The 13,714-nt window shown below is 37.4% G+C and carries 12 protein-coding genes; 9 read left to right on the forward strand and 3 right to left on the reverse strand.

Features of this window, described 5'->3' with window-relative positions:
* Window positions 1-16 precede the first annotated feature (16 nt).
* On the reverse strand, window positions 17-346 hold the full coding sequence (locus IPJ80_09530; GenBank protein ID MBK7913725.1) for an RNA-binding protein: 330 nt from the start codon (window positions 344-346) through the stop codon (window positions 17-19).
* A 133-nt stretch (window positions 347-479) separates the two neighbouring features.
* Window positions 480-1,055 carry a hypothetical protein gene (locus IPJ80_09535; GenBank protein MBK7913726.1) on the reverse strand — a complete coding sequence of 192 codons (576 nt, stop codon included), beginning with the start codon at window positions 1,053-1,055 and terminating at the stop codon, window positions 480-482.
* A gap of 207 nt (window positions 1,056-1,262) precedes the next feature.
* Between IPJ80_09535 and IPJ80_09540 the strand changes: the two genes are divergently transcribed.
* The 9 genes from IPJ80_09540 to IPJ80_09580 all read left to right on the forward strand — a co-directional run bounded on the left by IPJ80_09540 (window position 1,263) and on the right by IPJ80_09580 (window position 12,185).
* Entirely contained in the window at window positions 1,263-3,155 is a 1,893-nt protein-coding gene (locus IPJ80_09540) for a hypothetical protein (GenBank protein ID MBK7913727.1), read from the forward strand.
* Window positions 3,145-4,251, forward strand: coding sequence for a DNA-protecting protein DprA (dprA, locus tag IPJ80_09545; protein MBK7913728.1), 1,107 nt, complete (start codon window positions 3,145-3,147; stop codon window positions 4,249-4,251). The genes IPJ80_09540 and dprA overlap by 11 nt, the downstream gene beginning before the upstream one ends.
* A 152-nt stretch (window positions 4,252-4,403) precedes the next feature.
* Entirely contained in the window at window positions 4,404-5,390 is a 987-nt protein-coding gene (locus IPJ80_09550) for an alkaline phosphatase (GenBank protein MBK7913729.1), read from the forward strand.
* Between the two features lie 501 nt (window positions 5,391-5,891).
* Window positions 5,892-9,818, forward strand: coding sequence for a T9SS type A sorting domain-containing protein (locus IPJ80_09555; GenBank protein MBK7913730.1), 3,927 nt, complete (start codon window positions 5,892-5,894; stop codon window positions 9,816-9,818).
* Between the two features lie 243 nt (window positions 9,819-10,061).
* Complete coding sequence (locus IPJ80_09560; GenBank protein ID MBK7913731.1) at window positions 10,062-10,418, forward strand: four helix bundle protein; 357 nt, start codon at window positions 10,062-10,064, stop codon at window positions 10,416-10,418.
* A 153-nt stretch (window positions 10,419-10,571) separates the two neighbouring features.
* A complete protein-coding gene (locus tag IPJ80_09565; protein ID MBK7913732.1) occupies window positions 10,572-10,733 on the forward strand; it encodes a four helix bundle protein in 162 nt (53 codons plus the stop codon).
* A 110-nt stretch (window positions 10,734-10,843) separates the two neighbouring features.
* Window positions 10,844-11,113 carry a four helix bundle protein gene (locus tag IPJ80_09570; protein ID MBK7913733.1) on the forward strand — a complete coding sequence of 90 codons (270 nt, stop codon included), beginning with the start codon at window positions 10,844-10,846 and terminating at the stop codon, window positions 11,111-11,113.
* A 161-nt stretch (window positions 11,114-11,274) separates the two neighbouring features.
* Window positions 11,275-11,637: a DUF3127 domain-containing protein gene (locus IPJ80_09575; protein ID MBK7913734.1), complete on the forward strand. Its 363-nt coding sequence runs from the start codon at window positions 11,275-11,277 to the stop codon at window positions 11,635-11,637.
* Complete coding sequence (locus tag IPJ80_09580; protein MBK7913735.1) at window positions 11,637-12,185, forward strand: hypothetical protein; 549 nt, start codon at window positions 11,637-11,639, stop codon at window positions 12,183-12,185. The genes IPJ80_09575 and IPJ80_09580 overlap by 1 nt, the downstream gene beginning before the upstream one ends.
* A 34-nt stretch (window positions 12,186-12,219) precedes the next feature.
* Here IPJ80_09580 and IPJ80_09585 read toward each other — a convergent pair whose 3' ends face one another.
* Complete coding sequence (locus tag IPJ80_09585) at window positions 12,220-13,689, reverse strand: proline--tRNA ligase (GenBank protein MBK7913736.1); 1,470 nt, start codon at window positions 13,687-13,689, stop codon at window positions 12,220-12,222.
* Window positions 13,690-13,714: the final 25 nt, after the last annotated feature.

The raw sequence follows: 13,714 nt of genomic DNA on the forward strand, positions 1-13,714 counted from the left end.
GCGTTAAAGACCAGAATTAAAATCTTCTGCGAAAATCACGGTTGTTTCCACCACCGTTGCCGCCACTACCACCACCTGGGCGGAATGGACGTCTTTCTTTTTCTTGTGGTGGTCTAGCTTCAGATACGGAGATCTGACGCTCTTTAATGGTTTTTTGATCGAGATTTGAAATCGCTTCTCGACCTTCATCATCGTTAGGCATCTCAACAAAAGCAAATCCTTTGCTTTTGCCAGACATCTTGTCGGTAATGATTTTAACTGAAGTAACTTCGCCAAATTCTGAAAACATGGCTTGAAGTTGGGCTTCCTTGACGCCATAGTCAAGGTTTCCTACATAAAGATTCATTGAAAAAAATATTTAAAAATTAAGAAAAATTTAGACGGGTATGATAAAATAGATTGATAGGCAATAATATATATAATGCAAAGGTATTACAAATAAATTGAAATAAATTATAATTTTTTTGAAAAAAAAGATTTTAAGCCCTCTGCGGACCATTTAATAAGAGCAAACGGATCCCAAAATGCTTAAAATTGCCGGATTGAATGGCGTTTGATCCATTCAGTGCTTGCTCCAAGGGGCTTAAATCAAATCGCTCCCAGGGTAAAAAATAATAGGGTTGCAATGCAATTCTACATACAGAACCATTTGATAATCCGATATTTATATGAAATTGGGAACCCCAGGCAGTTTGTCGGGAAACTTGAGTTTTGTTTGTGTTTGGGGTGAACTTATCCTTAATGCTCAAAGAATTGAGATTAATTGAAGTCCCGATCTGGATCCACTGACCTCCTGTTTCCAATAAAAAATTATAGGACTCTAATTTATAGTATACCGTTCGATTGTATTCCAGATTGTCAGCAGGATTGAGGCCTTCAGCCTTGGTATTGACTTGACCGTAGGTCCAATTAAATCCACATGAGCCAATCCTCCCTGTATATCGAAGTCCAATTTGCAAGCCATTTAATACCTTAATCGGACTAAAACCGGAGCTTAACCAGGCATTTGAAGCATTGTATTTTTGTAAAATTTGGGTATTTTCGGCTAAATCCATAAAAGACAAACCGTATCCAACCTGAATATTAACCTGGGCAATTAAGCTAACCGAAAATAGAAAGCTAACTAGGAGACTTAAAAAACGGGGGGTATAAGCTTTCAATATTTGAGAAAAACCTTTGAACCACAAACATATTAATTATTTATTTAATATTAAAATTTTTTTTGCTTTTCAATATCTTGCAGCACGGATTAAAAAAATAATATGTCAAAATCATTCACATTCAGCAGTTTGTCTTCTAAAAACTTGCGTAATTATTTTGTCTACCTGATCTTATTCGGATTGTCATTTGCCTTATATAGAGAATCTATCGGGTTTGGATATGTATTGGATGACGTGATCGTATTATCTGAAAATAGCTTTGTCCAAAAGGGTTTTAAGGGAATTAAAGACATTCTGAGCAAAGAGAGCTTCACAGGATACTTTGGTACACAAAAAGACTTGGTTGCCGGATCAAGATACCGTCCATTATCTATTGTGAGTTTTGCAATCGAACACGAATTTTTGGGAAATTATCCAGCAGCAAGCCACCTGATTAATATCCTGTTGTATGCATTCACGGCCTGTCTGATATTTCGTTTGTTTCAATTGTTCAACATTTCAAAACCGGATTCGCCTTGGTATCTTGCTTTGCCCTTTATCGGAGCTTTGTTGTTTGTTGCACATCCCATACATTCTGAAGCAATCGCTAATATCAAAGGCAGGGATGAAATCCTTTGTTTGTTATTTGCAATTGCCGCATTGATTTCCTGGATTCGCTATTATGATACCAAATCCAAAGTGCATGCCGGTGCATCGATGGTGTGGTTTTGTTTGGCTTTGTTTTCAAAAGAAAATGCAGTTACGTTTGTATTAATTATTCCTTTGACAATTTATTTTTTTAGATCATCATCTTTAAAGTTGAGTTTATTAAGTGCCTGGCCTTTATATCTCTGTTTTGTTTTTTTTATTCTCGTTCGTTGGAAAGTAATTGGTTATTTTTTAAGTAATGGAGTTGTAATAACCGATTTAATGAATAACCCGTTTGTAGGGATGCGTTTGGATGAAAAGATTGCAACTATCTTTTATACGATATTGTGGTATTTTAAATTGCTGATTTTTCCTCATCCCTTAACGCACGATTATTATCCTTACCATGTGCCTAAAGTAGGATTTACACATTTTATTCCGATCGTATCTGTTTTGGTTTGTGGCATTTTGTGTTGGCTGGCCTATCATTTTCGTTCTAAAAACAAAACCATCAGTTATTCGATTTGCTATTATTTTATCACGTTTTCAATTGTATCCAATTTTGTCTTTCCTGTAGGAACATTTATGAATGAACGCTTTTTGTATATGCCATCGCTTGCATTCAGCTTGGTTTCTGCATTCGCAATCAGTCAACTGGTCGAACTTCAAAAATATAAATGGCCCACATTGCTGTTTACCCTGTTGTTACTTATTGCCTATAGCTACAGAACGTTAACGCGTGTACCAGATTGGAAAGATGGATTTACTTTAAATTTATCTGCGGTAAATGTTTCAAAAAACAGTGCCCGGATCAATTTATTTACAGGAGTATCTTATTATCAAAAATCGCAAACGGAAGATAACGAGGCAAAGAAAATGGAGTATTTAAAAACTGCTGAAATTTATATTGACCGTTCATTGGCAATTTTTCCTGAATACGGACAAGGCTTAAATATGAAGGCTGGAATTTTGGCAGAATATCTTAAAAAAGACAATGATATCCATAGCTTTCTTAAAAAACTCGAACCGGTCATTAAAGCCAAACCTGATTTGGATTTTGTGACAAAGTATATGGAGTTTTTGACCAAAGACCCTGAAAATAATGGAATTATGTTGCCTTACTTAAAACATGTAGGATACGACTTGTTGTATAAAGAAAAACGCAATTACCAATTCGCATTACACTTTTTAGGCATGGCATATAAAATCAATGATCATGATCCGGAAATCTGTTATTATATTGGGCTTTGTTATAAGGAAATGGCACGATTTGGGAAAGCAAGCAGTGCCAAAATCCAGGAATTTGAGAACAATGCTAAAGCCTTTTTTAACCAGGCTGCATCACTAGACCCTAAATATGCACAATGACGAATTGCTCTATGCAGTAGCACTGACAAAAATTGATAAAGTTGGAGCGGTAACCGCAAAAAATCTGATCAGTTATTGCGGCAGCCCGCAAGCTGTTTTAAAAGAAAAGAAACAACATCTTTTGCGGATCCCGCAAATAGGAGAGGGCATTGCTCAGGCAATTCAGGATCCTACTATTTTTTCTAAAGCAGAAGAGGAGTTGCGTTTTACTGAGCAAGAACAGATTCAGGTAATTTATTATCAGGATGGGCTGTATCCTGCGCGTTTGAAAAATTATCAGGATAGTCCCTTGATCTTATATTATAAGGGAACCTCGGATTTAAATCAGGAAAAAATAATAGCGGTCGTTGGAACCCGGAAGGTTACGGAGTATGGAAAAAAGTTGATTCAACAATTGATTGAAGGCATCCGCGATTTAAACATATTGGTTGTAAGCGGATTGGCTTATGGGGTCGATAGCCTGGCACATAAAAAATGTGTAGAAGAGCATATAGAAACCATTGGCATCCTTGGTCATGGATTGGATCGAATGTATCCGGAAGTGAATACCCAATTAGCCAAACAGATGCAAAGGCATGGCGGTGTTTTGACAGAGTTTGGAATGAACACCAAACCGGATCGGGAAAATTTTCCAAAAAGAAACCGAATCGTTGCCGGTATGAGTGATGCTGTTTTAGTAATTGAAACCTTGCGGGAGGGAGGAAGCATGATTACAGCATCGTATGCCAATCAATACAATAAAGATGTATTTGCATTCCCCGGTAAAACTTCGGATGTCTACAGCAGTGGATGTAATTTTTTAATTAAAAATCATCAGGCCCAACTGATTGAATCCGCTGAAGATTTGATTCTTAACATGCGTTGGGATGTGGCTGCTAAATCACCAAAAGGCATTCAGCAATCCTTGTTTGTTGAATTGGATGCCTCCGAAAAACAATTAATAGAAATTTTACAGAATAATAGTGCAGTTTCTATCGATTATTTTTATCAAAATACGGAATTTAGCCCCAGCCAATTGGCAAGTGTATTGCTGAACCTGGAGTTTAAAGGATTAGTACAACTTGAACCTGGAAAAAAATATTCACTCGTTAATTAATTAAAATGAAACTCACACAAATCTTATTGTTGCTTGTTTTTTTAACATGTTTTAATTCCTGTGGAATTCATGATTCACAGAAACACCTGGTTGCAACAAATTCGGATATAAAAATTCAAAGTAAAAAAACAGTTCCTAGAAATATAATTTTCATGATTGGAGATGGCATGGGATTGAGTCAGATTACAGCTGGTTTGTATTCAAACAACAATTTCCTCGAGCTCGAACGCTGCACCCACATTGGATTGCATAAAAGTCATTCTGCGGATGATTTAATTACCGATTCTGCAGCTGGAGCGACCGCATTTTCAATTGGTATGAAATCAAATAATAAGTATTTGGGATTGGACTCCTTGGGAATTCCTCACCAAACAATTTTAGAATATTTATCCAAGAAGAACTATAAAACCGGATTGTTGGTAACTTCAACCATTGTGCATGCAACTCCAGCTGCATTTTATGCCCACCAAAAATCACGAAATGACTACGAAAAAATTGCAGTTGATTTAATGGCAACGGATGTTGATTTATTGATTGGTGGTGGTAAGAAGTATTTTAACCGTCGTACAACGGACAGTATAAATTTAATTGAAGTATTAAAAAACCGGGACTATCTGGTTCAGGATTATTTTGATCAGGATTTAAATACCTGGCAATTTCCTTTAGGACAAAAATTGGCATTTTTTACAGCGGATGGCGATCCGGAAAAACAATCTAAAGGCCGAAACTATTTGCCTCAGGCAACCGCAAAGTCAATTGCATTTTTAAATCAACCATCAAGCAAAGGATTTTTTCTGATGGTGGAAGGTTCGCAAATAGATTGGGGAGGACATGACAACGATGCAAATTATATCATATCGGAAATGCTTGACTTTGACAAAGCCGTTAAAGAAGCATTGGATTTTGCAGCAGCAGACCAAAATACCCTGGTGGTTATAACCGCTGATCATGAGACAGGTGGATTTGCAATTATTGGTGGTGAAAAATTTGGAGCACTAAAAACTGGTTTTACAACCGAACATCATACGCCAGATTTGATTCCGGTTTTTGCCTTTGGACCCGGAGCAGAATTGTTTTCAGGAATTTATGAGAATACCGAGATCTATAAAAAAATGATGCGATTGATGGGGAAGGAATAGCAAGAAGTCTTAAGCTGTAAAGCTAATAAGCTGGCAAGCTATATGTGGATTCCAACATAATTTTTAAATTGCCTAAAGTCATTCCACATCCTTAAAGCGTACAAAGGCTTCACAACATATCAGTTTATCAGCTTATCAGCTTGATAGCTTAACAGCTTCATTCACCAATCCAATTTATACTCAGATCTTAAATATCAGCACTTTATAAATATTATAAAAAAATATATAAAAAAATATCATATATAATTTGCTTTGTATTAAAACAACTACATATATTTGTCCCATATATAAATAATATTTATATATATACCTACCTAACCTGAGCAATCCACCATTGGTGGATGATGTTTTCATCTGATAATAAGCCTTCAAAAGAAATACCTTCTATTTCAGGAAACTGAAGCTCTTGAAATCGTCGGTTACACTGTAAAATGATTTTGTTGCGCCCGGTATTCTTCGATCAAAGAAACCGGTATGCAGATTACTTAAACCTTGAAGCTTATGCAACCGATAACTACATTTGGTTTCGGATTAAGAAAACTACGCCCTTCGGGGTACCTCCTTCCTATTCATTGGATGTCACTTTGTTTCATCCTATTGTTAGGAAATGCTACGAACTTTCTCTCAGCACAATGTCAATTGGCTTGCAAGGGAAAAGTCAATGTTTCGATTGGCTTTGGTTGCGAGGCTGAAATCACTCCTCAAATGTTATTGACAGGTGGAGTCGATGGCTGTCCGAATGCCCGTTTTAGGGTAGATGTATTGGGTTATGACCGCAAACCCATACCGACAAGTCCGTATGTAACCGGTGATTATCTAAAACAAGAACTCATCGCAATGGTATATGATTCCAACAGTAAAAATTCGTGTTGGAGTAAAATTTATGTTGAAGATAAATTCGGTCCTTACATCGAATGTAGAATGGACACCGTTTATTGCAACGATACCCTTGCATTTTCAACACCGGTATATTATGATAATTGCGATCCTTATCCAACGATTAGTTTATTAACCGAAGAAGTTGAAAATATTGATTGTGATCCTTACCTGTTAAAAAAATTAACCCGCTATTGGCAAGGGGTAGACAATCTTGGTAATAAAGGAAAAATTTGTACTTCCATGTTTTGGTTGAAACGAATACCCATTGATTCAGTTTCCTATCCAAAAAATTTTAACAAAGCAACGGATTGCATTTTAGAGTGCAACGGTGTTTATGAAAAAGATGCCAATGGCCATCCGCATCCTAATGTAACTGGTGTACCCAATGTACACGGACTTTCTCTGTGGCCATCTTATTTGTTTTTTTGTAACCTCTCTACGAATTATGAGGATCAAGTTATAGTGGATCTTCCTTGTAAAAGGAAAATACTGAGATTGTGGAAAGTTGTGGAATGGTGGTGTGGCACGGCTGTCGTACACACCCATCCACAAACCATTGAAATTTTAGATACCAAACCTCCGGTATTGCATTGTCCTTATGATTTTACTGTAACCACTGCCGGTGGTTATACTTGTGAAGCCAATGTGTGGATGCCTGAAATTGCTGTACACGATAGTTGTCAAAATCATGTCACTGTAGATATCTATTATCCTGGTGGAATTTTACATAATTCCAATGGGGGTTATATTAAATTATTACCTGGAATCAACAAAGTGGTCTATGTAGCCAGCGACAGTTGTTATAATTCGGACAGCTGCGAAGTCTATGTAACCGTTTATGATAAAACACCTCCTGTGGCTGTTTGTCAGCAAAACACCGTAGTTACATTGACCCGGGATGATATTGTTGCAGTTCCGGCTAGCGTTTTTGATGATGGTTCGTATGACGATTGTCATATCGACAGTTTATTAGCCAGAAGAATGGATAATGGAGATGCTTGTAATATTAGGGATACATTTTTCAGACCCTATGTAGAGTTTTGTTGTGAAGATGCGGGTAAAGAAGTCATGGTCATATTCCGTGTTGTTGATAAATCCGGTAATCACAATGATTGTATGGTGCGCGTTGAAATACAAGATAAAACACCACCTGTCATTAAATGTCCGCATGATTACAGTGTGACGTGTTCAAAACACAATGATACCATTAATTTAAAACGTTTTGGTGAAGCAACTTACTATGATAATTGTGTAGTCCACATGCATGAATACGTAGATTCATTTTTAAATCAATGCGGTTTGGGCTATATCGAACGGGTATTCGTGGTTCGCGATAATATGAATCGCTACGATAGTTGCCGTCAGCGTATCACAGTCTATGATGATGATCCTTTCGATGGAGGCGATATTATCTGGCCTTATGATTACCATGTAAATTCATGTGGTGGTGATTTGGATCCAAAAAATTTACCGGACACCTTTGGTTATCCTATTTTCATCGACAATGATTGTTCTTTAATTGGAACAAGTTATGAAGATCACCAATTTAATTATGTACAGGATACCGCAGTTTGTTTTAAAATTTTAAGAAAATGGAAAGTCATTGACTGGTGTCAATGCTATTATGATACCCAATTAGGTCAAACAGTTTGTCCGAGTTGGCATCATGAACAAATTATCAAAGTGAGTAACAAGAATCCACCAAAAATATTGGATGACTGCGATACCGTTCGGGTGTGTATAACAAATCAAAATTGTTTGAAAGAGCGTGTTACTCTGAGTCATGAAGCGAAGGATGAGTGTACTCCGGATGATCGATTGTTCAGTTCATTTAAATTGGATTTATACAACAATGGTTTGTTTGACAGTACCTATGCCGTTATAGGAAATAAAATTTCATTTGATGGAGAGTTACCTATTGGGGAACATCGCTTCTTGTGGATTTTTGATGATCTGTGTGGCAATCGTGAAATTTGTACACAAATTGTTCAGGTTAGAAATTGTAAACCTCCTACCGCGTATTGCTTAATTGGTATTAATATCAATATCATGGCAATTGATACCAACGGTGACGGTCGGTTGGAAGGCATGATTGATGTTTGGGCCAATGATGTTGATAAAGGAAGTTACCAGTATTGCGGGAATCCGGTGACGCTGTCATTTTTTCCTGATACGACTATTAAGTCGATCCGATATACTTGCGACAGTCTGGGAATGCATAAAGTAAATTTATGGGTAACTGATCAAATAACTGGTTTGCAGGATTATTGTACGACTACGATTACAATACAAGATAATAATAAAGTGTGCGGAAACAGACCCACATTAAATGCAAACCTTGCAGGATTAATTGTTACTCCTTTTGATCAACCGGTCAGTGAAGTAACCCTCAAGGTAGATGGTCCACAGGGTATCTTGCAAAAAGAATTTAATGGAAGTTTTGAATTTACGAATCTCCGGATTGGAGATGATTATAGAGTGACAGCATTGGTTGATAAAAATTACCTCGATGGGGTAAGTACGATGGATATTGTAAAAATTCAACGACATATATTGGGCACCGAAATATTTCCATCACCCTGGCATTTATTGGCAGCAGATGTCAATGGAGACCATAGAGTAACTGCGGCAGATATTGCTGCTGTAAGAAAATTAATCTTGGGTGTCGATGGAAAATACAAGAGCAATTTATCCTGGATGTTTTTAGACGCAAACTATCAGTTTCCTGATCCTAATGATCCATGGATAGAGAATCTGCCGGCTGAATATAATATAATCAGTTTAGCAGGACCGATGATGTATGCTGATTTCAGAGGAATCAAAGTAGGGGACGTGAGTCAAACAACCTGGAATGGTTTACACCATGCAGAGACCCGCAGTTTGAAAAATTTGGAATTGGAACTGGGCGAACCGGTCAACAAGCATCTTGTGCCAATATTTGCCAAAGAGGCTATGCGATTAAGTGGCATGCAGTTTACCTTGAAATTTAATTCAAGTCAATTAAACATTACAGGAATTAAACCCGGTAAAATTGCAATCATGGATCCAAATATCGGCTGGGCATACATTGACAAATCGTATATTCTCGTTTCATGGAATGCAGATCAGGATGTTGAAATTAGCAAAGGGGATCTGTTATTTTATATAGAAACGGATCAGGATCTTACCGAACAAATTGTTTCGTCTATTGAATTTAATTCTGATGTAATCAATGCAGAAGCATATACAGATCAGGATGAAATTTTGGGTATCCAAATAAGCAAGAACGAATTCAATCCAGATGAAGACATTATAATTGGCGAACCAGTGCCCAATCCATTTGCACAACTCACGACGCTCAAATTTTATTTGAAAGAGCGTACAGATATTCAATACAGTATTTCGGATTTAAACGGAAAATTAATCTATCGTAAAAAAGAAAGCTACCAAGAGGGACAGAATACTTTGACTATTAAAAAAGAAGTCTTGTCCGGACCTGGAGTTTATTTACTGAAGATGGAAGCTGGGGAATACACTAAAAGTATCAAACTCGTGCTGTTTGACAACTAGGCTTCAGGTTTAAATATCATATTACAGTGAACCCTTCTCGTTGCAAAACGGGAAGGGCTTTTTTGTAAAGGGAATAGGCTGATGGACTATTAGACTATTAGACTGTTAGACTGCTAGTCAGATAGGTTGATGGGCTGATGGGCTGTTAGCCTAATAGGCTATTAGACTGCTGGTTAATTATTTTATTATTTATTTACCTACAGACTGTATTTTTGAAGAATAAACACCTAAAATATTTTGACTATGAGAGATTACACTAAGTTGCGTGCATTTATTTTATCAGATGATCTTGTAAGGGAAGTTTATACCCTAACCAAGAGGTTTCCAAAAGAGGAAATTTTTGGTCTTACTTCGCAAATTCGAAGATCTGTAATAGCAGTTCCATCTAATATTGTTGAAGGGAGTTATCGTGACAGCCAGAAAGAATATAACCGCTTTTTGGAAATAGCTTTTTCTTCTCTTAAAGAAGCTCACTATCAAATAGGGCTAGCGGTAAAATTGAATTTCTTAACAAAAAAGGAGCTGGATTTATGTGAATCGAAATTTATTGAAACTGAAAAAGTTTTAGCGGGCTTAATACGAAAACTTAAAACACTCTAGAGGAAAATCAGGTAATGAAATTGAACTTGCCCAACAGCCCAAGAGTCTAACAGTCTAATAGTCTGATAGACTGTTAGGCTATTAGACTGCTGGTTAATTATTTTATTATTTATTTACCTACAGAGTGACAGCCAGAAAGAATATAACCGCTTTTTGGAAATAGCTTTTTCTTCTCTTAAAGAAGTCCACTATCAAATAGGGCTAGTGGTAAAATTGTATTTCTTAACAAAAAAGGAGTTGGATTTATGTGAATCGAAATTTATTGAAACTGAAAAAGTTTTAGCGGGCTTAATACGAAAACTTAAAACACTCTAGAGGAAAATAAGGTAATGAAATTGAACTTGCCCAACAGCCCAACAGCCCAACAGTCTAACAGTCTAATAGTCTGATAGACTGTTAGACTTTTAGACTGCTGGTTAATTATTTTGTTATTTATTTACCTACAGAGTGACAGCCAGAAAGAATATAACCGCTTTTTGGAAATAGCTTTTTCTTCTCTTAAAGAAGCCCACTATCAAATAGGGCTAGCGGTAAAATTGAATTTCTTAACAAAAAAGGAGCTGGATTTATGTGAATCGAAATTTATTGAAACTGAAAAAGTTTTAGCGGGCTTAATACGAAAACTTAAAACCTCTAGAGGAAAATCAGGTAATGAAATTGAACTTGCCCAACAGCCCAATAGCCCAACAGTCTAACAGTCTATCAGTCTAACAGCCTAACAGTCTAACAGCCCAACAGTCTAACAGCCCAACAGTCTAACAGCCTATCAGTCTAACAGCCCAACAGTCTAACAGTCTAACAGCCTATCAGCCTAATAGTCTTTCAGATTTTCTTATCTTTACCCAAAATCAAAACTATGAGTTTTCAAATAAGTGGCAAACTGGTTAAGAAAATGGACGCTGAAAGCAAAACAGCAAGTTTTACGACCAGAGAGTTTGTAATAGTAACCCAGGAGCAATACCCACAGTATGTAAAATTTCAATTGGTACAGGATCGATGCGGTGTAATTGACCGTTTTAATGAAAATGATGAGATCACAGTCCATTTTGATTTACGCGGTAGAGAATGGCAGGGTAAATATTTTACCAATTTAAATGCCTGGAAAGTAGATGCAGCGCAAGCTTCCGGAAATTTGGCCGGACAGGAATTGGTTGCAGATAAAGATGGACCGGATCCTTTTGCAAATACCTCTGAAAATTTTGACGACCTGCCTTTTTAATGAGCGCTTTTTTTAGAGCGGTCTATATAGCTACATTGGTCTTGTGTACTGCGGTAGGATTTTCACAGGACATACATTTTATGCGGAGTTATTACGCAGATGATTTTCGTGATTGGATTTTTTTCGATGCAGAAGATCAGGAAGTTGGAAGTTTGCGTGCCCGTTTTCAATTAAAAGAAGATTACAGTCAATGGGATTTTAGGGTCGGCGAATTGTCTGGATTTATATTACAAAGATGGAATGGTCGTGCCAACGAATGGGAAATTCGATCAGGAAATACCTTCATAACTGTTACAGCAACCTGGCCGGGCCAATTTGATTCCTGGAGAATCACTGCCAAGGATACGGTGTATTATTTAACTCGTGATCGCGATCCGCAGGATTTTAATTGGGAACTGAGCTATGATCAAAAAACGCTTTGTCGGATATACAATATTTATTTTCGCGATCCCCGTGATTGGGAAATCGAAAAATTTGTTGAAATACTTGATCCAACAATAGAAATGACGGTCTTGTTTTTAGTTGGTTTTTATTCTGTGAAAAAGTAAAAAACAACCATGTTTTAAATCTACCTAAAAGCAATCAATACGCTTTCGCAAACAGCACCCTTCTTTTAGATTCTTTTCCAGTTAAAATACATTTTCCGGTTTCTTCTTTTGCATCCAATGGAATGCAACGAATCGTAGCTTTGGTTAATTCCTTGATTTTATTTTCGGTTTCATCGGTACCGTCCCAGTGTGCATAAATGAAACCCGGACGCTCTTCCAGAATTTTTACAAATTCATCCCAGCTATCTACTTTATGAGAATTTTCATTCCTAAAAGCTAAAGCTTTTTGAAACATATTGTTTTGGATCTCATTCAACAAATCTGCAACGTGACTTACGACTTGATTCGTTGGAATGCTTTGTTTTTCTTTGGTATCTCTTCGGGCAACTTCCATGACTCCTTGTTCAAGATCACGGGTACCAATTCCAATCCGCACTGGAACTCCTTTCAATTCATGTTGTGCAAATTTAAATCCCGGACGATTTTTATCATCCTTATCATAAAAACAGCGGATGCCTTGTGCGCGAAAAGCTTCCATCAATAAATTTGCTTGCGCTTCAATTTCTTCACTGGGTTTTGGTATAGGTACGATTACTACTTGTTGCGGCGCAAGCTTTGGTGGAAGAATCAATCCATCATCATCTGAATGAGCCATCACCAATGCACCAATTAAGCGCGTACTGACACCCCAGGAAGTAGCCCACACATATTCTTCTTTATTTTGATCAGTCAGGTATTTCACTTGGAATGCTTTTGCAAAATTCTGACCGAGAAAATGAGAAGTCCCTGCTTGTAAGGCTTTACCATCTTGCATCATGGCTTCAATGGTGTAGGTTTCATCTGCACCGGCAAATCGTTCATTGGCAGTTTTATATCCCTTGATTACCGGAATGGCCATATAATCTTCAGCAAACCGCGTATAAATTTCGTGCATTTGTTCAGCTTCCTGAATGGCTTCTGCTGCAGTGGCGTGTGCAGTATGACCTTCCTGCCATAAAAATTCGGTGGTCCGCAGAAATGGACGGGTTCGCATTTCCCAACGCACCACATTGGCCCATTGATTGATTAAGATGGGTAAATCGCGATAGGATTGGATCCAATCCCGATAGGTATTCCAGATAATTGCTTCAGAAGTAGGTCGCACTACCAATTCTTCATCCAGCTTGGCATCCGGATCCACCATTAATTTTCCTTTTTGATTTGGATCTGCTTTTAATCGGTAATGGGTCACGATGGCACATTCTTTTGCAAATCCTTCTGCATTTTTTTCTTCTGCTTCAAACAGACTTTTAGGAACGAATAAGGGAAAATAAGCGTTTACATGTCCGGTGTCTTTAAACATCCGGTCGAGAATATCGCGCATGTTTTCCCAAAGGGCGTACCCATGCGGTTTTATTACCATGCAACCCCGGACGGCTGATTGGTCTGCCAATCCGGATTTGTAAACGATGTCGTTGTACCACTGCGAATAATCCGCGCTTCTTGTACTGATTTCTTTTGCCATATTAAAAAGTCTTCTGATTAAACTT

This window comes from Saprospiraceae bacterium, assembly GCA_016714025.1.
GTDB lineage: Bacteria > Bacteroidota > Bacteroidia > Chitinophagales > Saprospiraceae > Vicinibacter.

Coding starts and splice junctions, on each gene's coding strand:
- IPJ80_09530 (MBK7913725.1), bottom strand. CDS start 346: ATGAATCTTTATGTAGGAAACCTTGACTATGGCGTCAAGGAAGCCCAA.
- IPJ80_09535 (MBK7913726.1), bottom strand. CDS start 1,055: ATGGATTTAGCCGAAAATACCCAAATTTTACAAAAATACAATGCTTCA.
- IPJ80_09540 (MBK7913727.1), top strand. CDS start 1,263: ATGTCAAAATCATTCACATTCAGCAGTTTGTCTTCTAAAAACTTGCGT.
- dprA (MBK7913728.1), top strand. CDS start 3,145: ATGCACAATGACGAATTGCTCTATGCAGTAGCACTGACAAAAATTGAT.
- IPJ80_09550 (MBK7913729.1), top strand. CDS start 4,404: ATGATTGGAGATGGCATGGGATTGAGTCAGATTACAGCTGGTTTGTAT.
- IPJ80_09555 (MBK7913730.1), top strand. CDS start 5,892: ATGCAACCGATAACTACATTTGGTTTCGGATTAAGAAAACTACGCCCT.
- IPJ80_09560 (MBK7913731.1), top strand. CDS start 10,062: ATGAGAGATTACACTAAGTTGCGTGCATTTATTTTATCAGATGATCTT.
- IPJ80_09575 (MBK7913734.1), top strand. CDS start 11,275: ATGAGTTTTCAAATAAGTGGCAAACTGGTTAAGAAAATGGACGCTGAA.
- IPJ80_09580 (MBK7913735.1), top strand. CDS start 11,637: ATGAGCGCTTTTTTTAGAGCGGTCTATATAGCTACATTGGTCTTGTGT.
- IPJ80_09585 (MBK7913736.1), bottom strand. CDS start 13,689: ATGGCAAAAGAAATCAGTACAAGAAGCGCGGATTATTCGCAGTGGTAC.